Annotated in this window: 23 protein-coding genes; 7 read left to right on the top strand and 16 right to left on the bottom strand. The window is 67.3% G+C overall.

Features of this window, described 5'->3' with window-relative positions; genetic code table 11:
- Nucleotides 1-23: 23 nt before the first annotated feature.
- Nucleotides 24-1,562, top strand: a complete 1,539-nt coding sequence (locus Q0996_RS13360; protein WP_299620359.1) for a class I adenylate-forming enzyme family protein — start codon at nucleotides 24-26, stop codon at nucleotides 1,560-1,562.
- A 117-nt stretch (nucleotides 1,563-1,679) separates the two neighbouring features.
- Nucleotides 1,680-2,027, top strand: coding sequence for a hypothetical protein (locus tag Q0996_RS13355; protein ID WP_299620356.1), 348 nt, complete (start codon nucleotides 1,680-1,682; stop codon nucleotides 2,025-2,027).
- An 84-nt stretch (nucleotides 2,028-2,111) separates the two neighbouring features.
- Here Q0996_RS13355 and Q0996_RS13350 read toward each other — a convergent pair whose 3' ends face one another.
- The 6 genes from Q0996_RS13350 to cysG form a co-directional block, all read right to left on the bottom strand.
- Nucleotides 2,112-2,867 (bottom strand): cell wall hydrolase, encoded by a 756-nt coding sequence (locus Q0996_RS13350; protein WP_299620353.1) that lies wholly within the window; start codon nucleotides 2,865-2,867, stop codon nucleotides 2,112-2,114.
- A 603-nt stretch (nucleotides 2,868-3,470) separates the two neighbouring features.
- Nucleotides 3,471-4,268, bottom strand: coding sequence for a phosphoadenylyl-sulfate reductase (locus Q0996_RS13345; protein WP_299620350.1), 798 nt, complete (start codon nucleotides 4,266-4,268; stop codon nucleotides 3,471-3,473).
- A 12-nt stretch (nucleotides 4,269-4,280) separates the two neighbouring features.
- A complete protein-coding gene (locus Q0996_RS13340; RefSeq protein ID WP_299620347.1) occupies nucleotides 4,281-4,820 on the bottom strand; it encodes a DUF934 domain-containing protein in 540 nt (179 codons plus the stop codon).
- Nucleotides 4,807-6,462 (bottom strand): nitrite/sulfite reductase, encoded by a 1,656-nt coding sequence (locus Q0996_RS13335; protein ID WP_299620344.1) that lies wholly within the window; start codon nucleotides 6,460-6,462, stop codon nucleotides 4,807-4,809. Before Q0996_RS13335 ends, Q0996_RS13340 begins: the two co-directional genes overlap by 14 nt.
- A gap of 25 nt (nucleotides 6,463-6,487) precedes the next feature.
- On the bottom strand, nucleotides 6,488-6,817 hold the full coding sequence (locus tag Q0996_RS13330; protein ID WP_299620342.1) for a DUF2849 domain-containing protein: 330 nt from the start codon (nucleotides 6,815-6,817) through the stop codon (nucleotides 6,488-6,490).
- Nucleotides 6,818-6,831: 14 nt separating this feature from the next.
- A complete protein-coding gene (cysG, locus tag Q0996_RS13325) occupies nucleotides 6,832-8,268 on the bottom strand; it encodes a siroheme synthase CysG (protein ID WP_299620339.1) in 1,437 nt (478 codons plus the stop codon).
- A gap of 307 nt (nucleotides 8,269-8,575) precedes the next feature.
- On the opposite strand from cysG, the gene Q0996_RS13320 reads away from it, so the two are divergent.
- Nucleotides 8,576-8,932: a hypothetical protein gene (locus tag Q0996_RS13320; protein WP_299620336.1), complete on the top strand. Its 357-nt coding sequence runs from the start codon at nucleotides 8,576-8,578 to the stop codon at nucleotides 8,930-8,932.
- 39 nt (nucleotides 8,933-8,971) lie between these two features.
- On the opposite strand, the gene queG is transcribed toward Q0996_RS13320, so the two are convergent.
- The 8 genes from queG to Q0996_RS13280 all read right to left on the bottom strand — a co-directional run bounded on the left by queG (nucleotide 8,972) and on the right by Q0996_RS13280 (nucleotide 15,502).
- A complete protein-coding gene (gene queG, locus Q0996_RS13315; RefSeq protein WP_299620333.1) occupies nucleotides 8,972-10,105 on the bottom strand; it encodes a tRNA epoxyqueuosine(34) reductase QueG in 1,134 nt (377 codons plus the stop codon).
- 129 nt (nucleotides 10,106-10,234) lie between these two features.
- Entirely contained in the window at nucleotides 10,235-11,392 is a 1,158-nt protein-coding gene (tgt, locus tag Q0996_RS13310; protein ID WP_299620330.1) for a tRNA guanosine(34) transglycosylase Tgt, read from the bottom strand.
- Nucleotides 11,389-12,426 carry a tRNA preQ1(34) S-adenosylmethionine ribosyltransferase-isomerase QueA gene (gene queA / locus Q0996_RS13305; protein WP_299620327.1) on the bottom strand — a complete coding sequence of 346 codons (1,038 nt, stop codon included), beginning with the start codon at nucleotides 12,424-12,426 and terminating at the stop codon, nucleotides 11,389-11,391. The genes tgt and queA overlap by 4 nt, the downstream gene beginning before the upstream one ends.
- 78 nt (nucleotides 12,427-12,504) lie before the next feature.
- Nucleotides 12,505-13,128: a hypothetical protein gene (locus Q0996_RS13300; RefSeq protein ID WP_299620324.1), complete on the bottom strand. Its 624-nt coding sequence runs from the start codon at nucleotides 13,126-13,128 to the stop codon at nucleotides 12,505-12,507.
- A gap of 40 nt (nucleotides 13,129-13,168) precedes the next feature.
- Complete coding sequence (locus tag Q0996_RS13295; protein WP_299620321.1) at nucleotides 13,169-13,621, bottom strand: hypothetical protein; 453 nt, start codon at nucleotides 13,619-13,621, stop codon at nucleotides 13,169-13,171.
- 124 nt (nucleotides 13,622-13,745) lie between these two features.
- On the bottom strand, nucleotides 13,746-14,288 hold the full coding sequence (locus tag Q0996_RS13290; RefSeq protein WP_299620318.1) for a thermonuclease family protein: 543 nt from the start codon (nucleotides 14,286-14,288) through the stop codon (nucleotides 13,746-13,748).
- Between the two features lie 19 nt (nucleotides 14,289-14,307).
- Nucleotides 14,308-14,796 carry a helix-turn-helix domain-containing protein gene (locus Q0996_RS13285; RefSeq protein WP_299620315.1) on the bottom strand — a complete coding sequence of 163 codons (489 nt, stop codon included), beginning with the start codon at nucleotides 14,794-14,796 and terminating at the stop codon, nucleotides 14,308-14,310.
- Between the two features lie 310 nt (nucleotides 14,797-15,106).
- Nucleotides 15,107-15,502 carry a metalloregulator ArsR/SmtB family transcription factor gene (locus tag Q0996_RS13280; protein ID WP_299620312.1) on the bottom strand — a complete coding sequence of 132 codons (396 nt, stop codon included), beginning with the start codon at nucleotides 15,500-15,502 and terminating at the stop codon, nucleotides 15,107-15,109.
- Between the two features lie 91 nt (nucleotides 15,503-15,593).
- On the opposite strand from Q0996_RS13280, the gene Q0996_RS13275 reads away from it, so the two are divergent.
- Nucleotides 15,594-15,833 (top strand): sulfurtransferase TusA family protein, encoded by a 240-nt coding sequence (locus Q0996_RS13275; protein WP_299620309.1) that lies wholly within the window; start codon nucleotides 15,594-15,596, stop codon nucleotides 15,831-15,833.
- Nucleotides 15,834-15,854: 21 nt separating this feature from the next.
- Here the strand turns inward: Q0996_RS13275 and Q0996_RS13270 are convergent, their stop codons facing one another.
- Entirely contained in the window at nucleotides 15,855-19,058 is a 3,204-nt protein-coding gene (locus tag Q0996_RS13270; protein ID WP_299620306.1) for an efflux RND transporter permease subunit, read from the bottom strand.
- Nucleotides 19,058-20,194 carry an efflux RND transporter periplasmic adaptor subunit gene (locus tag Q0996_RS13265; protein ID WP_299620303.1) on the bottom strand — a complete coding sequence of 379 codons (1,137 nt, stop codon included), beginning with the start codon at nucleotides 20,192-20,194 and terminating at the stop codon, nucleotides 19,058-19,060. The genes Q0996_RS13270 and Q0996_RS13265 overlap by 1 nt, the downstream gene beginning before the upstream one ends.
- A 256-nt stretch (nucleotides 20,195-20,450) precedes the next feature.
- Here Q0996_RS13265 and Q0996_RS13260 point away from each other — a divergent pair, with 256 nt between their 5' ends.
- The 3 genes from Q0996_RS13260 to Q0996_RS13250 all read left to right on the top strand — a co-directional run.
- Nucleotides 20,451-21,380, top strand: a complete 930-nt coding sequence (locus Q0996_RS13260; RefSeq protein WP_299620301.1) for a histone deacetylase family protein — start codon at nucleotides 20,451-20,453, stop codon at nucleotides 21,378-21,380.
- An 86-nt stretch (nucleotides 21,381-21,466) separates the two neighbouring features.
- Entirely contained in the window at nucleotides 21,467-21,718 is a 252-nt protein-coding gene (locus tag Q0996_RS13255) for an exodeoxyribonuclease VII small subunit (RefSeq protein WP_299620298.1), read from the top strand.
- A 28-nt stretch (nucleotides 21,719-21,746) separates the two neighbouring features.
- A partial coding sequence (locus Q0996_RS13250; RefSeq protein WP_322096707.1) for a polyprenyl synthetase family protein occupies nucleotides 21,747-22,340 on the top strand: 594 nt, incomplete at its 3' end.

Genomic DNA, 22,340 nt, shown 5'->3' with positions numbered 1-22,340 from the left:
GTACGCTCTGGAGGAGACTTGCCATGTTGAATGTCGCTTTCTTCCTGGACGCGACGGCGGCTCGCGCACCCCAATCCACGGCCTTGGTCTTTGATGGCAGGCACATCAGCTATGCGGCGGTGCTGAGCCAGGCCAATCAGGTCGCCAATGGCCTGCGCGCCCGCGGTTTCGGCCCGGGCAGCCGCATCGCCCTGGCGTGCAGCAACCGCCCGGGTTTTCTCGCCGCCTACTACGGCATTCTCAAGATCGGCGCCTTGGCGGTGGTGCTGAGCACTACCCTGCGGCAGCGCGACATCGCCTTTCAACTGCGGGATTCGGGGGCCGAAGCGCTGCTCACCTTCGACGGCCGCGGCGACCGCGCCTACGCCGACCAGGCCCTGCCCGCGGCAGCCGAAGCGGGCATCTGCGATAAAGTCTGGATCATCCCCTCGGAGATCGCAGCAGCGTCCACCATCGCCGGCTATCCGGCCCTCTCGGACCTCATGGAGGGACAGTCGGAGAGCTGCCACAGCCATGGTTACGGCGCCGAGGACACGGCGGTGTTGCTCTATACTTCCGGCTCCACCGGCCGGCCCAAGGGCGTCGAACTCACCCAGGCCAACCTGGCGTCCATGGTGATGATCAACTCTGCCCTGGCGGACCGCGACGCCACGGCGGTGCGTCTGGTATCGACGCCGCTGTTCCATGTCATGGGGCAGATCTGCGGTCTCAATCTCGCCGTTCTGAACGGTGAGACCATGGTGCTGGTCGACGGCTTCGATCCGGCCTTGATCTGGCGCCTGATCGTCGAGCATGCGGTGACCTACTTCGTCCACATGCCGATCTTCTACCAGTACATGCTGGAGCGCGCCGACGGCGTCGACACCCAGGCGGTGCGCCGCAGCCTGCGGCTCTGCGCGACCGGCGGGGCACCGCTGCAGGCGGAACTGGCGGAGGCCTTCCGCAACCGCTTCGGCCTGGAGATCGTGCCGGGCTACGGCCTTACCGAAGTCTCCTCCATCGTTGCCTGGGGCGACGCGACGAAGCTGACGCGCTCGACCATGGTCGGCCGTGTGGTGCCCGGGGTCGAGGTGAAGCTGATGGACGAGGCGGGACGCGAGGCCGGGCTTTACGACCAGGGCGAGATCCTCGTGCGCAGCCCCGGCGTGATGAAGCGCTACTTGAACCTGCCGGACGAGACCCGCAAGCGTCTGCGCGGCGGCTGGTTCCGCACCGGCGACATCGGCCGCTTCGACGAGCGCGGCGGCCTCGAGGTGCTGGGGCGGGTCGACGACAAGATCCTGCGCGGCGAGGAGCACATCTATCCCGCCGAGGTGGAGGCGGTGCTGAAGGACCATCCCGCCGTCCGCGAGGCGGCGGTGATCGGCGTGCCGGACGACTACCTGGGCCAGGAGGCGAAGACCTTCGTGGAACTGAAGGAGGGCTGTTCGCTGGACGCCGAAGACCTGCTCGGCTGGCTCTCCCGGGAGCTTCCCGACGGCAAGTGCCCGGGCCTTCTGCAGTTCCAGTCCAACCTGCCGTTGACGCCCACGGGAAAGGTCGCGCGCCACCTCCTGAGCTGACGCGTCCATTGGGCAAAGTGGGCGGTAACCCTTTCTATACCAAGGCTGGCTAGGCTGCTTGCGCTTCGCCCGGAGGCGGGCGAATCCGCTTTGCAGAACCAGTCATCGAGGCCGGATGTGAACCGCAACATCAGCGTCAAACCCATGGACCGCCGCCGCGACCGGCGCCGTCCGTTCGACCTCTCGGCGGAGATCGAAGGGCAGGCGGTTTCGCTGGTCGACCTTTCCGTGGTCAGCTTCGGCGCGGCCATCGACCCCACGCTACCGACGCCTCTGAGCCTTCCCGTGGGCCACCGCACCAAGCTGGACATCTGGCTGGACGACGGCCGGCAACTGCGGCTCGACGCCGAGATCGAACGCGAGGTGGCGGAGGACGGTGTCTTCGGCGGGCGCTTCATCGAGCTATCCGACGAACAGTACCGGCTCGTGGAAGCGCTTCTGACCGGGCGCGCGCACCGCCTCTAAGGACCCTCGCCGGAATGCAACAGGGCTGCGCCGTGACGCAGCCCTTTTCGTTTGCCCGCTTGGGCGCTTTGCCGGACGGGGGCGCTACTGGCTCTGAGCCACCTGGGTCGGTGCCAGCTTGGCCTTGCGTGAATAGAAGATGTGGCGGCCGTACTTCGGCCCGCGAGCGAAGGCCGTGCGCCAGCGCGGCTTCACATAGTCCGCGTGGTACCAGAGCGCGCCGCCGGAGTTGTCGCTGACGCTGCCCCAGAAAACCTGGCCGGCCAGATGCAGGCTCTCCTCCCAGGCCCGGGCGTCGTTCACCTCGTCGGCTTTGCCGTCGCAGTACCAGGAGAACTGACACTTGTGCAGGCCCTGCTCTTTGCCGTCGTGGATCACCCCGCAGACCGATTCCGGATAGTAACGCGAGGCAACGCGGTTCATCACCACATGGGCGACCGCCAGCTTCCCTTCCAGGGGTTCGTTGCGCGCTTCGAAATAGATGTTCTGCGCCAGGCAGGTCAGCTCTTCCTGGAGCTTCTCCGGGTTCGGCGTAAAGGTCGCCGCGATGTGGTTTTCCAGGTCCAGCGGGGTGATGCCGACCTGGCGGATGTAGAGATGGTCCGCGTCGACGTGCTTGATGTCCACCGGAACGAAGCTCTCGGCGCCGATCCGCAGCCAGGCGCTGTTCACCCGGTCGCTGGTGCCGACGAAGGCGAGCGCCGTGCCGGCGATCACGCAGGCCATGGGGGCGCTGAGCGCAGAGGTCAGGGCGGCGCTCGAGATACCCCGGCGCGTCAGGCCCAGCCTGATCCGCAGCCTCAGCAGGCCGCGGCGCGCTTGCGCGAACCGGCGTCCCAACTGAGCCCCCTGGGGGGCGTGTGTGTCTTCAAACTGCCGCATCAGTCTTTTAGATCCCTGTGAACTCACTGCGGCCCGCGTCCTTGTCCTGTCTTCCGTGGCGGGCCCCCCTGGGTGGCCCCTTCAGGGGCCGCTCGGGCTTAACACTTCCGACATACGCTTTAGCCGCTCATAAAGGTTTACACAATCTTAATACCGGATATCAAGAACTTTCGTCTGAATTTTTAGATAAATTTGCACTAAAGTTAAGGAAAATTAACTATTTATACTGAATATATTTTGAAAGAACTTGCTATTCGCACGAAATAAAATTGCCTGGTCCTTGATGTTGACCAAAATGGTAGTGATATCTGGGTATTATTATTTAGAAATAGCCATTAGTGGCGCCGTGAATTCTAAGGGAGTGCCTGCCGATTACATTCGATTTCGCGAATGCAAAACCGAAGATATGGCACCGTTTATTGCCGGCCGGGGCCACGAGTCCTTCGCTTGCCGGGCGGGCCGGCGATCATTACTGGGCGATGCTCCGGCGGGGCCACCCGTCAGGGTGGCGGGGCGAAATTTGTGACATGGCCGCGGCGGGGCCCGCAGGGGCCAGCAGGGTTAAGAAACGCGCTTAACGCCGATGCCGCGGGGGCGGCCAGCCCAGGGGGCATTGTGGATGCCGCACTCGGTCTTCTCCTGGCCCTGCCAGCGGCCGCTGCGCGAGCCGGCCTCGCCGCCGCCCTGGGTCGTACAGGGTGCGCAGCCGATGGAGCTGAAGCCTGCTGTGGCCAGGGGATGGGCCGGCAGGCCGCGCACCCTGAAGGCGTCCTGGATTCGGGCCGGATCCCAGCTTGCCAGGGGGTTCACCTTGATCCGGCTCTCCGCCGCCTCGAAGATCGGGATCGCGCTGCGCTGGGCGCCCTGGAAGCGCTTGCGCCCGTTGATCCAGGCGGAAAAGCCGCTCAACGCGCGCTCCAGCGGCAGCACCTTGCGCAGGCGGCAGCAGAGATCGGGATTGCGCTTCCACAGCGTGCCGTCGGCATCGGCCCAGGCGAGGTCCTCGGCGGCGGGCGCCACCGAACGCAGGTCGGTGAGGCCAAGCCGTTCCACCAGGGTATCGCGGTAGGCCAGGGTCTCGGGAAAGTGCTTGCCTGTCTCCAGAAAGATCACCGGGGTCGCCGGGGCGACCCGGGCCACCAGGTCCAGCAGGACGGCGGATTCGGCGCCGAAGGAGGAGACCACGGCGATACGGCCTGGGAAAACGTCGTTGATCGCGGCGGCCAGAACGCGCTCGCTGTCATAACCGCCGTAGCGGCGTTCCAGCAGGCGCGCCCGCTCCGTGAGGCGAAGCGCCCGGTCCTGGTTGGCCGCCGGCCGCACCACCAGGTCGGATCTGCTCCGTTTGGGGGCCAGCATGGTGGGGCTCCGCTACTCGGCGGCGACCGCCCGCGCACGGCCGAGGGGTCCGCCCAGTACGCCGCCGGTCGCCGGTCCGCTGCCGGCGGGCTGATAGAGCACGGTGACCTCGGAGATGGCTGCATGCCAGGCGGCGATGCTCTCGTGGCTGGCGACCTCGAAGGAGTCGAAGCCGCAGCGCAGCATGAAGAAGAGCTGGTCGCGCAGCACGTTGCCGACGGCGCGCAGTTCGCCGCTGAAGCCATGGCGCTCCCGCAACAGGCGGGCATAGGAGTAGGCCCGGCCGTCGGTGAACTTCGGGAACTCCAGGGCGATGAGGTCGAAGTGCGCCAGATCCGAAGCGATCTCCGCCGGCGACTGGTCGCTGCGCAGTCGCAGGCCGAGGCGACCGTTGCGCTGCAGCAGCGCCTCGCGTTTTGCCCGCCACTGGTCCAGCGTCACGATCAGGTCGACGTCGAGCGCGGGCTCCGTGGTGCCGTCCTGCACCGGCGCTGTCTCGGGCAGCGCCGCCCAGGGATCGTCGATGGCCTGGCCGTCCTTAAGCAGCGGCATAGAGCTTCTCCTTGAAGGGCGTGATGCCGACGCGGGCGTAGGTGTCGTTGAACTTCTCGTTGTCCTGGCGCAGGCCCAGGTAGGTGTCGACGATGCTGTCCACCGCATCGACCACGTCGTCGTAGGAGAAGGCGGGCCCGACGATCTTGCCGATGGCCGCGTTTTCGTCGGCGCTGCCGCCCAGGGTGATCTGATAGAACTCCTCGCCCTTCTTGTCGACGCCGAGGATGCCGATGTGGCCGACATGGTGATGGCCGCAGGCGTTAATGCAGCCGGAGATCTTGATCTTCAGATCGCCGATCTCGTGCTGCCGGTTGAGGTCGCGGAAGCGTTGGGAGATGCGCTGCGCCACCGGGATGGAACGCGCATTGGCCAGGTTGCAGTAGTCGAGGCCCGGGCAGGCGATGATGTCGGAGACCAGGCCAATGTTCGGGGTTGCCAGCCCAAAGGCCACCAGCTTGTCCCAGACCTTCGGCAGGTCGCTCAGCTTGACGTGGGGCAGCACCAGGTTCTGCTCGTGGCTGACCAGCACCTCGTCGAAGCTGTAGGCCTCGGCGAGGTCGGCCACCGCCTCCATCTGCGCAGCGGAAGCATCGCCGGGGGCCTCGCCCTCGGGCTTCAGGGAGATGCTGACGATGGCATAGCCGCTTTGCTTGTGGGCGGCGACGTTGCTGCGCACCCAGCGGGCGAAGTCGCGGTCCTCGAAGCGCCGTACGTCGAAGGCCGGATCGCTCGGCGGAAGGCCCTCGAAGGCCGGCGGCGCGAAGTAGGCCTCGATGCGCTCGATCTCCTCGGCCGGCAGGGTCAGGGCCCCGTCCTTCAGGTGGACCCATTCCTCCTCGACCTGGCGGGCGAACGCTTCGGCGCCGGTCTGCTGCAGCAGGATCTTGATGCGTGCCTTGTAGAGGTTGTCACGCCGGCCGAGCTGGTTGTAGACGCGCAGGATGGCTTCCAGGTAGCTCAGCAGGTGGGCCTTGGGCAGGAACTTGCGGATCGTCGTGCCGATGATGGGCGTGCGCCCCTGGCCGCCGCCGACGATCACCTCGAAGCCCACCGCGCCGGCGTCGTTGCGGCAGAGCTGCAGGCCGATGTCGTGGAGCCGCACCGCGGCGCGGTCGTTGGGCGCGCCGGTAATCGCGATCTTGAACTTGCGCGGCAGGAAGGAGAACTCCGGGTGCAGGCTGGACCACTGCCGGATGATCTCCGCATAGATGCGCGGGTCCTCGATCTCGTCGGCGCTGGCGCCGGCGAAGTGATCGGCGGTGACGTTGCGGATGCAGTTGCCGCTGGTCTGGATGGCGTGCATCTCCACCTCGGCCAGCTCTTCCAGGATCTCCGGCACGTCCTCCAGCTTCGGCCAGTTGTACTGGATGTTCTGGCGCGTGGTGAAGTGGCCGTAGCCGCGGTCGTAGGTCCGCGCGATGTGGGCCAGCTTGCGCATCTGGCGGGAGGAGAGGGTGCCGTAGGGGATAGCCACCCGCAGCATGTAGGCATGGAGCTGCAGGTAGAGCCCGTTCATCAGGCGCAGCGGCTTGAACTCGTCCTCGCTCAGCTCGCCCGCCAGGCGGCGTGCCACCTGGCCGCGGAACTGGGTGACCCGCTGCTTCACGAAGGCTGAATCAAATTCGTCGTAGCGGTACATCGTCTATTGTCCTCTAGGCGTCCGCTCAGGCGACCAGCGGCGCGGTGCGGTAGTCGGCCCGCACCGTCGGCCCGGCAGCCCGAATGATCTCCCGGGTGGAGAGGGGGCGGAGGATGCCGTCCACCTCGGCCAGCTCAACCAGATAGGGCGCCACGATCTTGCGCGCGGCGACGTCGGCCTCGGCCCGCTGCAGCAGGGCCTCCTGAACCGCAGCGTCATCGCTGACGGCGGCCTGGTTCAGCCAGGGCGACCAGAGGCCGCTGCCCGTCAGATAGACCACATCGCCCTCGCGCAAGCGGTTGGCGGTGACCGCTTTCAGGGCCGGTGCTTTGGGCGTCTTTGCGTTTTGCGGCATCTTGCTCTCCGATCTCAGACGGCCAGGGCGCGGGCCGGCTCGCGCGCCAGCGCGGCCAGTTCGGCGGCCAGGGGCCCTTCGGCGTCGGTCATGGCCTTGCGCGCCACCTCGCCGACGATGATCAGCGCCGGGCCCTCGATCCCCGAGTCCTGCAGCCGCGTGCCCAGCTCGTCCAGGCGGGCCGTGACGATGCGTTGATCCGGGCGGGTGCCGTTCTCGATCACCGCCACCGGCGTGGCCGCGGAAAGGCCGTGCGCGATCAGGCGCTGCGAAACCGTCTCTGCGGTGGAGACGCCCATGTAGATGGCGAGTGTCTGCTTGCCGCCGGCGAGGCTCGCCCAGTCGAGATCGGGTTCGCCGTCACGGGCATGGCCGGTGAGGAAGGTGACCGCCAGGGCGGTGCCGCGCAGGGTCAGCGGGATGCCCGCTGCCGCGGCGCAGCCGGCCGCCGCCGTCACGCCGGGAACCACCTCCACGGCGATGCCGCGCTCTTCCAGATAGTCCATTTCCTCGCCGCCGCGCCCGAAGATGAAGGGATCGCCGCCTTTCAGGCGCACCACCCGCTTGCCGGCCAGGGCATGCTCCGCCATCAGGGCGTTGATCTCGTCCTGGCTCTTGGAGTGGTTGGCCTTGGCCTTGCCGACGTAGATGCGCTCCGCATCGCGGCGGGCGTAGTCGACGATCTCCGGGCCGACGAGCTTGTCGTAGAGAATGACATCGGCTTCCTGCAGCCGGCGCATGGCCTTGAAGGTCAGCAGGTCCGGATCGCCGGGGCCGGCGCCGACGATGGCGACGGAGCCCGCTTCGCGGTCCTGCGCGGCGCGGCTGTTGATCAGGCTCAGCATGGTTTCCCGGGCGGCAACCTCTTCGCCGGCCAGCACCTGCCGGGCCACCGGGCCGGTGAAGAAGCGCTCCCAGAAGCGCCGCCGCGCGCCGCCCGCCGGGACGGTGGCGCCGACCGCGGAGCGGAAGGCGCCGGCGAAGCGGGCGAGCGCCCCCAGACGCGCCGGCAGCATAGCTTCGATCCGCGCGCGCAGTTGGCGCGCCAGGATCGGGGCGTCGCCACCGCTGGAAATGCCGATGACCACCGGGTCGCGGTCGACGATGGCCGGCATGATGAAGCTGGAGAGGTCCGGCCGGTCCACCACGTTGATGGCCACGCCGGCCGCTTCGGCGGCGCCAGCCACGGCCTCGTCGACCGCTGGCTTGCCGGTTGCGGAAATCACCAGGGCCCGTCCCAGAACGTCCTGGGCCATGAAGGGGCGGCACATCCATTGGACCCGCTTGTCGGCGGCCAGTTCGGCCATGTCCCCATCCAGCCGGGGGGCAACCAGGGTCACCTGGGCGCCCGACTTGAGGAGCAGACGCAACTTGCGCAAAGCCAGTTCGCCGCCGCCCACCAAAAGGCTGGATCGGCTGGCGAGATCGAGGAATGCCGGGAAGTACCGCATCGTCCGCCTTCTTGCTGCCCTCTGTCTCGGCTCCCCGACAGCTTCGGGTGCGAGATCAGTTTCCTTAAAATTCAAAGCCTTGCGGGCTTTGTCCCGCCGGTATCCGCCCTCTGCGGAACCCCATGTCCGGCAGGAGCCCAATTTCACAATGAAGGTAGGGTGATTGGTTTTAATTGTCCACATGAAATTGTATAAATCTATTATTATGCGGTTTGTGAATGTAAATTAAATCCCATAGGTTCCGAGGGGTGACAGCGCGAGCGGCTCTGCGTATCAATGCACGAGCAATCCTTGGGAGGAGTCGCCGATGAACCGCGGTCTGCAGATCCGGCCCCTGGCCGCCATTGTGCTCGTGATCGCGCTTGCCGGCTGCTCCAGCGCGCCGTTCCGGGTCGACGGCTCCGACGCCGCGCAGGAAGCGGCAAAGGCGCAGGCGGGCGATCTGCTGCCACGGCTCCAGCCCTATGCCTTCGGTCTTTGCTACAACGCGACCCTGGACGAGAACCCCGGCCTTGAGGAAGAGGCGGCCTACCAGTGCGACGGCGGCCGGCTCGAGCGGCAGGACGAGGACTTCTTCTGGAACGGCTGCTCGCTGACCAAGCCGCACCGCGTGAGCTATGTCTGCCATCCGCCGGACAAGGCCAAGCGCTGGCCGGGCACCTGAGCGCCTGACCCTAAGCTAAGCCTGATCCTTCAGGGGGCTCTAAGCGCCGGTCTGGCGCCACTCTTCCAACACCTCGGGGTCCTGCTCCGCTCCGGTATGCCGTAGACGCAGTCCGGCCAGGGCCTCTTGGGACAGCAGTTGCGCCAGGGCCCAGACCGCCATGGCCCGCACCAAAGGCGAGGGGTCGCTGAGCAGCGGTTCGATCCGGTCGGCCGCCTGTGGATTGCCGGCGTTGCCGAGGGCGATCAGCACGTTGCGCAGAAAGCGGTCGCGGCCGATGCGCTTGATCGGTGAGCCGGCGAAGAGCTTGCGAAAGCCCGCATCGTCGAGGTCGAGAAAGTCGGCCAGCCGCGGCGCCGTCAGTTCGGCGCGGGGCAGGAAGGCCGCTTCGCTGGTCGGCTGCGCGAACTTGTTCCAGGGACAGACCGCCAGGCAGTCGTCGCAGCCGTAAACCCGGTTGCCCATGGCGGCGCGGAATTCCCGCGGGATGTGGCTCCTATGCTCGATGGTGAGATAGGATATGCAGCGCCGCGCGTCGAGCTGATAGGGCGCGGGAAAGGCCTCGGTGGGGCAGACGTCCAGGCAGCGCCGGCAGGTCCCGCAGTGATCGCGCTCGCGCGCGTCCGGCGCCAGGGCGAGGGTGGTGTAGACCTCCCCCAGAAACAGCCAGGAACCGAGATCGCAGGAGACCAGGTTGCTGTGCTTGCCCTGCCAGCCGAGGCCGCCAGCCTGGGCCAGGTGCTTTTCCATCACCGGCGCGGTGTCGACGAAGACCTTTACGTCCGCTCCCAGATCCTGGTGCATCCAGCGCGCCAGGGCCTTGAGGCGCTTCTTCATCAGGTCGTGGTAATCGGCGTTGCGCGCGTAGACGGAGACGGCGGCGCGCTCCGGCTGGTCCAGCAGGGCCAGGGGATCTTCCCGGGGGCCGTAGTTCTGGCCCAGGACCACGACGCTGCGCGCTTCGGGCCAGAGCACTTGCGGGTCGGCCCGGCGCTCGGCATGGCGCGCCAGCCAGTCCATCTCCCCGTGGTAGCCGGCGGCGAGAAAGGCGGCGAGGCCGGCCCGGGCCTCCGACGACACCTCCGCCTTCGCGAAGCCTACCGCATCGAACCCGAGCGCCAGCGCCTGCGCGCGGATCGCCGATTTCGGCTCCTGGATTGCCGGCGCGCTCACGGGTTTTCAGAGTCCTTTGTGTTTTGACGGCACCGGCCCGCTCCCCCACCCGGCCACCCACCAGGATAATCGTATTGGGTGGCCGGGTGGGGGAGCGGGCTGGAACCGCTTCGACGCATGTCGAAAACGCTAAAGGGCCGGCAGGTCGCCCGCCGCCTGTTGTTGCGCAAAGTCTGCCGCGAAGTCGTCAAGCCTCTGCTCCTCGATCGCTTGGCGCAGTCCGGCCATCAGTTCCTGATAGTAGTACAGATTGTGGCGGGTGAGCAGGATCGGGCCCAGCATCTCCTTGACCCGGAAGAGATGATGCAGATAGGCGCGGGAGTGGTCGGCGCAGGTTGGGCAGGGGCAGTCGGGGTCGAGGGGGCGGCTGTCCTCCATATGGCGGGCGTTGCGCAGGTTGACGCTGCCGCGCCGGGTGAAGGCTTGGCCGGTGCGCCCGGAGCGGGTCGGCAGCACGCAGTCGAACATGTCGATGCCGCGCTGCACGGCCCCCACAATGTCTGCTGGTTTACCCACACCCATGAGATAGCGCGGGCGGTCGGTGGGCAGGGCCGGGACCGTGGCATCCAGAACCTCGAACATCGCCTCCTGCCCCTCGCCCACGGCGAGGCCGCCGACGGCATAACCATCAAAGCCGATGGCGGTGAGGGCGGCGGCGGAGGCGAGGCGCAGGTCCGGGTAGACGCTGCCCTGCACGATCCCGAAGAGGCCGTAGCCCGGCCGGCGGGTGAAGGCCTCCCGGCAGCGCGCCGCCCAGCGCATGGAGCGTTCCATGGATTCCCGGGCTTCGCCCTCGCCGGCGGGAAAGGGCGTGCATTCGTCCAGCACCATGGTGATGTCGGCATCGAGCAGTTCCTGGATTTCGACGGCGCGCTCCGGCGTCAGGTCGTGGCGCTCCCCGTCGAAGTGGGAGCGGAAGGTCACGCCCTCCTCGGTGATCTTGCGCAGCTCCTGCAGGGACATCACCTGGAAGCCGCCGGAATCGGTCAGGATCGGGCCCGGCCAGTTCATGAAGCGGTGCAGCCCGCCGAGCCGAGCCACACGTTCGGCACCGGGGCGCAGCATCAGGTGGTAGGTATTGCCGAGGATGATCTCGGCGCCGCTGGCGCGCACCGCTTCGCTGGTCAGGCCCTTGACGGTGCCCGCCGTGCCCACGGTCATGAAGGCGGGGGTCTGCACCGGGCCATGAGCGGTGGTGAGAAGCCCGCGCCGCGCCGCGCCGTCTTCGGCCAAGAGGTCGAAAGCGATGCCGGGGTTGTCCCCGGGCAGGGGCGTGGCTTCGCTCATCGCGGCCCCTCCGGTTCCAGCAGGCAGGCGTCGCCATAAGAATAGAAGCGATAACCCGTGGCGATGGCGTGGGCGTAGGCCGCCTCCATGCGCGCCTTGCCGGCGAAGGCGCAGACCAGCATGAAGAGGGTCGAGCGCGGCAGATGGAAGTTGGTAAGCAACAGGTCCACAGCCTTGAAGCGGTAGCCCGGCAGGATGAAGAGGTCGGTTTCGCCGGCGAAGGGTTCGATGCGCCCGTCCTCCGCCGCGACGCTTTCCAGCAGCCGCAGGGCGGTCGTGCCCACCGCGACGATGCGCCCGCCGGCGGCGCGGACACGGTTGATCGCCTCGGCGGCGGCCGTGCCGATCTCACCCACCTCGCTGTGCATCCTGTGGGCGCTGGTGTCTTCGGCCTTGACCGGCAGGAACGTGCCGGCGCCGACGTGCAGGGTGACGGCGACCCGTTCGATGCCGGCCTCGGCGAGCTTCTCGAGCAGCGGCTCGGTGAAGTGCAGCCCCGCGGTGGGTGCGGCGACCGCGCCTTCCTGCCGTGCGAAGACGGTCTGATAGTCGTGCCGGTCGCGTGGATCGCCCTGGGCGCCGCGCTGGATGTAGGGCGGCAGGGGCATCACGCCGTAACGTTCCAGGGCCGCCAGAAGCTCGCGCCCTCCGGCATCGAAGGTCAGCGTGATCTCCCCGGCCTCGCCCTTGGCCTCCACCGCGGCGCCGAAGCCCTCGGCGAAGTCCAGACGGTCACCGGCCTTCAGCTTGCGCGCCGGGCGGGCGAAGGCCCGCCAGCACTGGCCGTTCACCGACTTGTGGAGCGTGACCTCGATGCCCGTGGTGCCGCGCCGCCCGGTGAGGCGCGCCGGGATGACCTTGGTGTCGTTGGTGACCAGCAGATCCCCGGGCCGCAGCACGTCCGGCAGGTCGGCGATCTTGAGGTCCGCGAGCCCTTGCCCGACGTGCAGCAGCCCGGCAGCCTCCCGCGGCTCGATCGGGTGTTGGGCGATCAAGTCGCGGGGCAGGTCGAAGTCGAAATCGTCGGTGTGCATTGGCCGATAGCAAGGAACGGATCGGCGGATGTCCTATCACCCGCCCGCCCTAAGGCCAAGGTCCACGGAGCGGCGGTGTCAGGCCGCGATCCGGCGGTCATAGCGCAGGCCGACGCTGATCCGCGCCTCGGCAAAGCGGTCGACGAAGTGAAAGGGCCGGTCCTGCAGGCCGTAGAGGTCGGGACCGCGCATCAGCACCAGCCAGCCCGGCGGGGCCGGCACGGCGCGCGCATCGGCGCCGCCGCGGTCCCGGCAGACCGCAAAGCGGCAGCGGCCGCTCAGCGTGATCACCGAAATCAGGCCGCGGTAGGCGATGTGGTCGCGGTGCGGCGTGATGCCCTCGGAGCCCTGCCGGTAGCGCTGGTAGATCAGATCGTTGATGCGATAGCCCTGGGGCAGCGGATCGGGCGCTAGAAGGGCCAGAGCCGCCGCGAAGTGGGCGTCCAAGGCTGCCGCGCACTCGCCGAGCGCGCCGTCCGGGGGAACCGCGCAGCTCACCTCGCAGTCCTGCCAGACCCGCTTGTCGCCCTCGCCGATGACCGGCTGCGCCGGGCGGAAGTTCAGGATCGCGGCCTCTTCCAACAGTGCCCGGCAGCTTTGCGCGTCCAACAGCGGCAGGGAGACAGCGTCCTCCTCCGGCAGGCGGGCAATCGCCTCGGCCAGGTCCCGGGCATCGCTCTCGAAGGACCAGCGCGCCGTCACGGCTGCAGGCTGAATTGGGCTGACCACTGAGGTGCCGGGCCTAGCGCGGCTCGCTCTCTGCCGGCGGGGGCGCGTCGGGTCCCGCCGCCGTCGGCAGAGGCGGTTGCAGATAGAGCGTGTCGGCCACCGTCGGCACCTGGGCGCGCGAACGCGGGGCGGCAAGCTGGGTTCCTGCCGGCAGCGGCTTGCGCAGCGGGATCGGGGTCTCCGCGGCGGCGAACGCGGTGGCCCGGTAGGTGGAGAGGCCTTTGCTGTCGATGACATAGACCAGCCCCTCGGGGTCGCCCTGGGGGACCGAACCGCGTGGCACGTCGCCGGTGGTGCCAAAGGTCCGGGAATAGACCCCGCTGTAGGGCGACCCTTCCGCCGAGGTGGCGTAGGTGGGGGAGAAGAAACCGTCAGCCGTAGCGGCCGCGGACAGAACGAGCAGGACGCAGACCGACAGCACGGCGCCAAGCAGGCAGCGCGGACGCAATCCCTTGGGGTAGGCCATGGTCAGTTCCTTCGGCTGTGCGGGACAAATCCGTCGCATCACTGCTTAGCGCCCACGGGCCCCTGCCGTCCAGAGCGGTTTGGTCAGGAGCAGCGATCAAGCGCCGTGGAATGCAGGGGCCGCCCTACTGGGTCTCCAGCGGCAGGCGGGCCCCTTTGCGCCACTCCCAGGGCTTCACGAAACTGCCCTTCCAGAGTCCGCGCTGCTTCTCCGCGGCCTTGTCCTGGATCGTCTCGAAACCCGCGATCCTGCCCCCGGCCTGGGGGCCCGGCGGCATCAGCGCCCAGCCCGTGTAGACCATGCCCTCGGAGAGGTCGTAGCCGCCGGCACTGCAGCGTGCCAGGGGCGGCGCGGCGGTCCCGGCCGGGGCGGCGGCGAGCAGCCGGCACGCCACCTCGGTTCCGGCGGTCAGGTCCATCAGCGCCGCCTGGGCCAGGCGGCCGCAGTCGTAGAGGCGATTGCGCCGCTCGCAGCGCTGCTCGATCTCCGGGGCGTCGACGCCGGCCAGGTCGAGGGTTTGGCCGGCGACTTCCAGGCTGTCGCCGTCGATGATCCTGGCCTGGCCGCGGATGTCGTCGGCCGCTCCGGCCATGGCGGCGGGCGGGACCGAAAGCGCCAACACGATCAGCGCAATCAGCACCGATGACCGGGGCGCCGGGGCGGTCATGCCGTGGTCCCCCCGGTCCCTAGGAACCGTGATCGCCCGGAATGGAATTGGCCGAATTGGGATTGACCGGATTGGGACTGGCCATATTGCCGAGCGTCTTGACCAGGGCGTAGACCTGCCGCCGAACACCTGCGTCCTCGATCCTGTTGTAGGCCTGAATCAGGCGAATCGTATCACGCTGGGTCAGGAGGTCCGGAACACTATCGGGTGAGGAGGGGGCGTCGCGATGATCGCTGGCCGCGATGGGCAGGTGGTCCTGGGCCACGAGATCCTGGAAGAAGTACTGGACCGGGACCTGAAGCACCCGTGCGAGGTGGAACAGACGGCTGGCCACGATGCGGTTGCTGCCACGCTCATACTTCTGGATCTGCTGGAAGGTGATGCCAAGGGATTGCGCCAAGGTGTTTTGGCTGAGGCCCAAGGACAGGCGGCGCAGCCGCAGCCTGGACCCTATGGAGAGATCAATAGGGTCGGGTTTGGCCGCTTCAGCCGTGCGGAAATCAGACACGCTGTTCGATCTTTCATCAAATAAACCCTGCGGCGAAGGGCAGTTGTGCGGCGACGTCGCGGAGCTTTGACCGGGCAGACTTACTGCGCAAACTTTCCAGCGATCAAGCGCGTGATTTGTTTATAACTTCCAAAGCAAGCTTCTCGCCACGCATCTTTAGGGTTGTGTGCAACCCTGGCATTCGCCGCTGCGGCGCGCCACCGCCGGTTGCGTGCGACCCTCAGGCGGCAGGACACCGCCCCGGAAAGACAGGCCTTTTCCGGGGCTCCGGGGTGCGAATTCCCTTCAGATGGTGAGATTGGGCGCGGCTTCAGGCGCTGGGCTTGCGCAGGGCCGCCCCTTCAGCCGCCGTTTCCGCGCCGCCGGAGCGCTCGGCGCCCTGGTCCGCCGCGGAAAGCGGCCGCGCCGCGGCACAACTGGCGAAGAGATCGCTCAAAGCGATCAGCATCTTGCCCACTTCCGGGCTGGATACGGAATAGAACACCGTCTGGGCGCTGCGCCTGGTCTTGACCAGATTGTCGCGGCGCAGCTTGGCGAGGTGCTGGGAGAGGGCCGATTGACTCAGGCCCACCAGCCGGCAAAGCTCGGTCACCGAGTGCTCGCGCTCGGACAGGTGGCAGAGAATGATCAGCCGCCGCTCATTGCCCATGGCCTTGAGGAGGCGGCTCGCCCGACCGGCGGTCAGAAGTAGTGGTCCGTATGGCATATTAGCGAATCTTAGTCGATGGCCGGCGGGGTCAAGCCTTGTGGTGAACTTTTTTTAGCGAGTGATTACATAAGAATGGTGTGGAACTGAAATGACAGCGACCAAGCCCTCCGCGGTTCTGGATGCCACCGGGTTGCGCTGCCCGCTGCCGGTGCTGCGCGCGCGCAAGGCCATGAAGACCGTGGATCCCGGGGGCGTGCTGGAGGTGATTGCCACCGATCCCAGCGCCGTGGCGGACTTTCAGTCGTTTTGCGAGACCACCGGCGACGAGCTGCTGTCCTGGAAGGAGCGGGAGGGCCGCTTCACCTTCCTGATCCGCAAGGCCGGATAGCCACCGTAATCTTCGTGGATGTTACTCGCCGGGTACGGGGCTCGGCGGCTCGGCAACCGGTGCCCTGGCCCGCCGTCCTTCCACCGCGTCCACCAGCATCGCCATCATCGGCGGAATGATCAGCAGGGTCAGCACGGCGGAGAGCGAGAGCCCGCCCACCACCACCGACCCCAGGCCGCGATAGAGCTCCGAGCCGGCGCCGGGGAAAAAGACCAGCGGTAGCATGCCGAACACCGAGGTCAGGGTCGACATAAAGATCGGCCGGATTCGGTTGCGCGTCGCCTCCACGATGGCCGCCGCGGCGCTCATGCCCTCTTCGCGCAGATGGTAGAGGGTCTGGTGGACCAGCAGGATGGCGTTGTTCACCACGATGCCGATGAGGATCACGAATCCCAAGAGCGTCAGCATGTCCAACGGCTGGTAGGCATAGAGATTCAGAATCGCCAGACCGGCCACCCCGCCGGCGGCCGCCAGTGGCACCGAGAGCATGATGATCAGCGGGTAGATGAAGCTCTCGAACAGCACCGCCATGACCAGATAGACGATGGCAAGGGCCAGCAGCAGGTCCACCACCATGGCTTCCCAGGTCTGGGTCAGCTTGTCGGCGGTCCCGGAGATGCCGAAGCGCACGCCCGGCGGCAGTCCCTCGGCCTGCATCGGCTCCATCACTTCACTGCGCAGCAGGTCCAGCGCCGCTTCCAGCGGAATGCCCTGGGTGGGGCGGATCTCGACGGTCACGGTGCGCAGGCGTTCGCGGTGGCGGATCTGGGTCGGCCCGGAGGTGAGGACGACATCGGCCAGGGAAGAGGCGGGAATGATATCGCCGTTGGGGGTGACCACCGGCAGGCTGGCGATGCCCTGGGTTTCGACGACGTTCAGGTCCGGCCCCTTCAGGGTCAGGTCGATCCGCTCGGAGCCATCGGTCACCTCGGCGACCCTGAGGCCGTCGTTGAAGGTGTCGATGGCCTCGCCCAGTTGGCGCGCCGTCACCCCGTTGTCGGCCAGCCGCAGGCGGTCCGGGAACAGCCTGACTTCCGGGGCGCCGAGTTCCAGGCCCGGCTTGGGCCGGATCTGATTGCCCTGGTCGCGCGGCATGATCTCGGAGATGCGCCCCACCGCCTGCTGGGCGACGCTGAGGATCTGTTCCAGGTCCGGACCGGAGATGTCCAGATCGATCTTGCGGCCGCCGCCCAGTCCGCGGCCGAAGATCGACGGCTGGCTGATGAAGCCGAAGGTCCCCGGTTCGCGGAACACCGGCCCCTCCAGGACGGGGATCAGTTCCGATGCGCGCTGCGGATCGACCGAGGTGGCGCCCAGGAAGGTGTTGGCGCGCCGGGCCACGAAGAAGAAGCGCTCGATCTTCGGCGGTTCGCCGGGCGCCGATTCGGGGCCGGACTCGGTGGCCCAGAGATGGCGGATGGCGCCTTCGATCTCCTCGGCGATGCCTGTGGTGGTGTCGAGGTTGTAGCCGGGGGGCGGGATGATCACGCCGAAGACGAGGTTGCGGTTGCCTTCGGGTAGGTACTCCAGCTTCGGCAGATAGTGCCAGGCACCGAGGGAGGCGGCGAGGGTCACCGAGGCGACGACCAGCAGAGCGGCGAGCCGGCTGCGCACCACCATGCGCACGAAGCCCATGATCAGCTTAATGAACAGGGACGCCAGCTCGTCGATCACCGGCAAGCGCAGGCGCGTCACGCTGTCCTCGCTCAGTTTGTTCCCGCCACCGCCCAGCAGCCAGCTCGAGAGGGCCGGCAGCACCGTGATGGAGACGATCAGCGACAGCATCACCGAGACCGAGATGGCGACGGCGATGTCGCGGAAGAGCTGGCCGACCTCCAGCTTCATCACCAGGATCGGAATGAAGACCATGACCGTGGTGAGGGCGGAGACCAGCACCGCGCCCCAGACCTGCTTGGCCCCGCGGAAAGCGGCTTCCCGGCGCGAGTAGCCCTGTTCGCGCATGCGGTAGATGTTTTCGAGCACCACGATGGCGGCGTCGACCACCATGCCGACGGCAAAGGCGATGCCGGCCAGGGAGATCACGTTGATCGAACGGCCCATGGCGGCCATGGCCACGAAGGCGCCGATCACCGAGACCGGAATGGCGATGGAGACCACCAGCGTGGCGCCGATGGAGCGCAGGAAGACCAGCAGAATGATGGCCGCCAGGCTGCCGCCGATCCAGATGTTCTGCTGCACCAGATCGATGGCCGAGTTGATGTAGACCGTTTCGTCGTAGACCTGGCGCAGTTTCAGGCCGGAGTCCGGAATGATGCCTGCGTTCAGTTCCGCCACGGCCGCCTTGATGCCCTCCATGGTCTCGATGACGTTGGCCCCGGTCTCGCGCTGGGCATTCAGGGCCATGGCGTTTTCGGAGAGCATGCGGATCGAGGCGCCCGGCTCTTTGTAGGCGAAGGCGACGTCGGCGATGTCGCCGACCCGCACCCGCGCGACACGCCCGCTGTCGTCGTCGGAATCGCTGCGCACCACAACGTCGCGGATCGCCTCAAGGGTGTTCAACTCGCCCTCGGTGCGCACGACATAGCGGCGCTTGCCCTCGTCCACGTCACCGGCGCTCAGCGAGGCATTGGCGCGGCGCAGGGCGTCCACCACTTCGCTCACCGTCATGCGGTACTGCGCCAAGACCCGCGGCTCGACGGTGATCTGAATCTCGCGCTCCGTGCCGCCGTAGACGTTCACTGCGCTGACCCCGGGCACCCGCTCGATCCGCTCGCGGATCACGTCCGATGCGAAGTCGCCGTACTCGTGGATCGGGCGGTCGTTGCCGTCCAGGCGGGTCAGGATGAACCAGGCAATAGGACTGTCCTCGCTGCCCGCCGTATCCAGGCTGGGTTCGTTGGCCTCGTCGGGATAGCCGTTGACCCGGTCGAGCCGGTTGGAGACCAGCAGCAGGGCGCGGTCCATGTTGGTGCCGACGGAAAACTCCAGCGAGATGCGGGCGCCGCCCTGATTGGAATTCGAGGTGATGTTCTCCAGGCCCTCGATGCCCTTCAGTTCCTCCTCCTGGCGGTTGACGATCTCGCGCTCCACCTCGGCGGGGGCGGCCCCCGGCCAACTGGTGCCGACGGAGATCACCGGACGGTCCACATCGGGGGCGAGCTGGATGGGGATGGTCTGCAGGGCGACGATGCCGAACATCACCACCATCAGGACCGCGGCGATGACCGCGATGGGCCGTTCGATGGCGAGTCTGATCAGGTTCATCAGGTCTCCCCGTCTATGCGCACTTCCGTGCCCGGGCGCAGGCGTTCGTTGCCGCGCACCACCGTCTGCTCACCTTCGGTCAGGCCCTGGATGACCTCGTAGCGGTTGCCCACCGGCTCCCCCAGGACGATGGGCCGCGGCTGAGCCTGCCCCTCGGAGACGACGAAAACGATGGTGCCGCCCGGCTGTTTGATGATCGCGTCCTTGTGCACCGAGACCACCTGGCGCGGTGCGCCGACCGGCACCATCACCGTCACCGATTGCTCGTTGGCCAAGGGGGTCTTGTGGTCGCCGAAGCGCGGGATGAAGCGCACCGCCCGGGTGCGGGTCAGCGGGTTCTCGTCGGGGATCACTGCGCGCACGGTGGCACCGATCAGGGTGTTGTCGTCGAGCAGCACCTCCACTGCCGCCCCGCGCGTGAGGCCCAGCAGGCGGTTCGCCGGCACATCGGCCTCCACCTCCAAGGTCTGGTCGGCGATCATGCGGACCAGCGGGTCGCCGTCGCTCGCATAGGCGCCAGCCTCGCTCAGCCGCTGGGTGATCACACCATCGTAGGGAGCGTGGACCTGGGTGTCTTCCAGGTTGATTTCGGCAAGCCGCAGGCTGGCGTTGGCGCTGGTGACTGCGGCTTCGGCCTCGCGCGCCGCGGCCTCGGCGATGGCGACCTCCTGGCGGGCGTCTTCGAAGCGCGCCTGGCTGAAGGCCGCGGACTTCTTCAGTCGCTCAAGCCGTCGCAGTTCCTGGCGCGACAGGATCACTTCGGCCTCTTTGGTCTTCAATTCGGCGCGCGCCATCGACAGACCCGCCGCCGCCAGGTCGCGCTCCGCCTGCATGGTCGCACTGTCGAGCACGGCGATGACGTCGCCGGCGGTGACGCGGTCGCCGACCTCAACCCGGTATTCCAGAATCGGCCCGCTGATTTGGGCGGCCACCGAGCCCGCCTGCCGTGCCACCAGGCGCCCGACCACGGGCACCGTCTGGCTCATCGGCTCGCTGCGCACGGAATCCACACGCACCAGCGAGGGGTTCTGTTGAGCCGGCGCCGACGAGGGCGCCAAGCCGCCAAGCAGGCACAGGCAGGCAACGGCCACCCAGCGACGCGCCGTTTCGAGGCACATGTTCAGCTTGACCTCCATGGCACCGCCTGACCGAGCGCTTCGTCTCCGCCGATGAAATCGGACCAAAAAATCCAGCGAGATCACTGATTTGGCGTCTGGCATCGGGGGAGTCAATGGACCCGATCAACCGAAGAGGCAGCATAAGCGTTCACTTTGTGCCTGTCGCGCGTCAATTCGCACGTTTTTGCGAGCGCCGCGACCACCGCGCAATAGCGGTTAATTTAAGCGGCCGGCGTCTCTATGATGGGTGGATTCCCAACCGTCAGAGTCCCTCATGACCACCCTCCTCTACAGTCATCCGGCCTGCGAAGAGCACGATCCCGGCCCCCTCCATCCCGAGAATCCGGGCCGTCTGAAAGCCATCAGGCAGGCCCTCGATGCCCCGGAATTCTCGCCGCTGCTGCGCCGCGAGGCGCCCCCTGCCGAGCCGGCGCAGATCGCCAGGGTTCACCCGGAAAGCTTCGTTCAGGAGGTGCTGGCCGCCGTTCCGCAGCAGGGCGAGCGGGTGCTCGATGCCGACACCATCATCTCACCGGGCTCCGGCGAGGCGGCCCTGCGGGCGGCCGGCGCCGTGGTCGCCGCGGTCGACGCGGTGATGGCCGGCGAAGCGGACAATGCCTTTTGCGCGGTCCGGCCGCCGGGCCATCACGCCGAACCGAGCCAGGCCATGGGCTTTTGCATGTTCAACAACGTCGCCGTCGGCGCCCTGCAGGCCAGAGAGGTTCACGGCTGCCACCGGGTGGCGGTGGTCGACTTCGACGTGCACCACGGCAACGGTACCCAGGCCATGTTCTGGGACGATCCGGACCTCTTCTACGCCTCGACGCATCAGTTTCCGCTCTATCCCGGCACCGGCATGGCCCAGGAACGCGGGGTCGGGAACAACATTGTGAACGTGCCCCTGCCGCCGGATGCCGGCTCGGCGGCCTTTCGCGATGCGATGCGCCATTCCATCGTTCCGGTGCTGACCAACTTCCAACCGGACTTCCTATTCATCTCGGCCGGTTTCGATGCCCATGCCGACGATCCCCTGGCGGGGCTGAACTTCGTCGAGGAGGACTATGCCTGGGCGACGGAGCAGCTTATGGCCCTGGCCGAAAGCGCCTGCGGCGGCCGGCTGGTCTCGGTGCTGGAAGGCGGCTACGATCATCACGCCCTGGCACGCTCCGTGGCCGCCCATGTCCGCACGCTTATGCACCTTTGACCTCACCCCTGCGCTGCGCTAGAGGGATGCGGTGTTGTTTGCGCCGGGGGCGGTTCCGGGCCTGAATAATCTGAGAGAGGCGGCCGATGGCAAAGAACGCGATTCCGGAAGATATCCAAAAGCTCACCTTCGAGGAGGCTTTGGACGCGCTCAAGGAGATCGTTGCCAAGCTCGAACAGGGCCAGGGCGCCCTGGATACGGCCATCGACGACTATGAGCGGGGGGCGGCCCTGAAGCGCCATTGCGATGCCAAGCTGCGCGAGGCTCAGGCCAAGATCGAGAAGATCAGTCTTTCGGCCGACGGGAGCGCGGAGACCGCTGCCCTGGACGTCGAATGATCCATTAAGTTTCTCCGAGACGAATGCAATGAAACTGCAAGATGCTCTGACCCATCAGGGCGAGACCATGTCCGCGATTCTCGATCGCCTGCTGCCGCCGGCCGAGGGTCCGCGCGGCCGGGTCATCGAGGCCATGCGCTATGCGGCACTGTCCGGCGGTAAGCGGCTGCGACCCTTCTTGGTGCGGGAGGCGGCGCGTCTCTTCGACGTGCCGGAGGAACAGGCGCTGCGGGCGGGGGCCGCCATCGAGATGGTGCATTGCTACAGCCTGATCCATGACGACCTGCCGGCGATGGACGACAGTGCGCTGCGCCGCGGCCGGCAGACGGTGCACATCGCCTTCGACGAGGCGACGGCAATTCTAGCGGGTGACGGCCTTTTGACCGAAGCCTTCGCCGTGCTGGCCGATCCGCTAACCCACGGGGAGCCTGCGGTCCGCGTGGAACTGATGCAGCATCTGGCCGCCGCCGCCGGGGCAGCCGGCATGGTGGGCGGCCAGATGATCGACATCTCGCCGGAGCGCAGCGCGCTGGACCTGGCCGGGATTTCCCACCTGCAGAGCCTCAAGACCGGAGCCCTGATCCAGATTTCCTGCGAGGCCGGCGCGATTCTGGGCCAGGCG

This window comes from Pelagibius sp., from assembly GCF_028289705.1.
In the GTDB taxonomy this organism is placed as follows: domain Bacteria; phylum Pseudomonadota; class Alphaproteobacteria; order Kiloniellales; family Kiloniellaceae; genus Pelagibius.
This window is presented reverse-complemented; position numbering and strand designations above follow the sequence as displayed.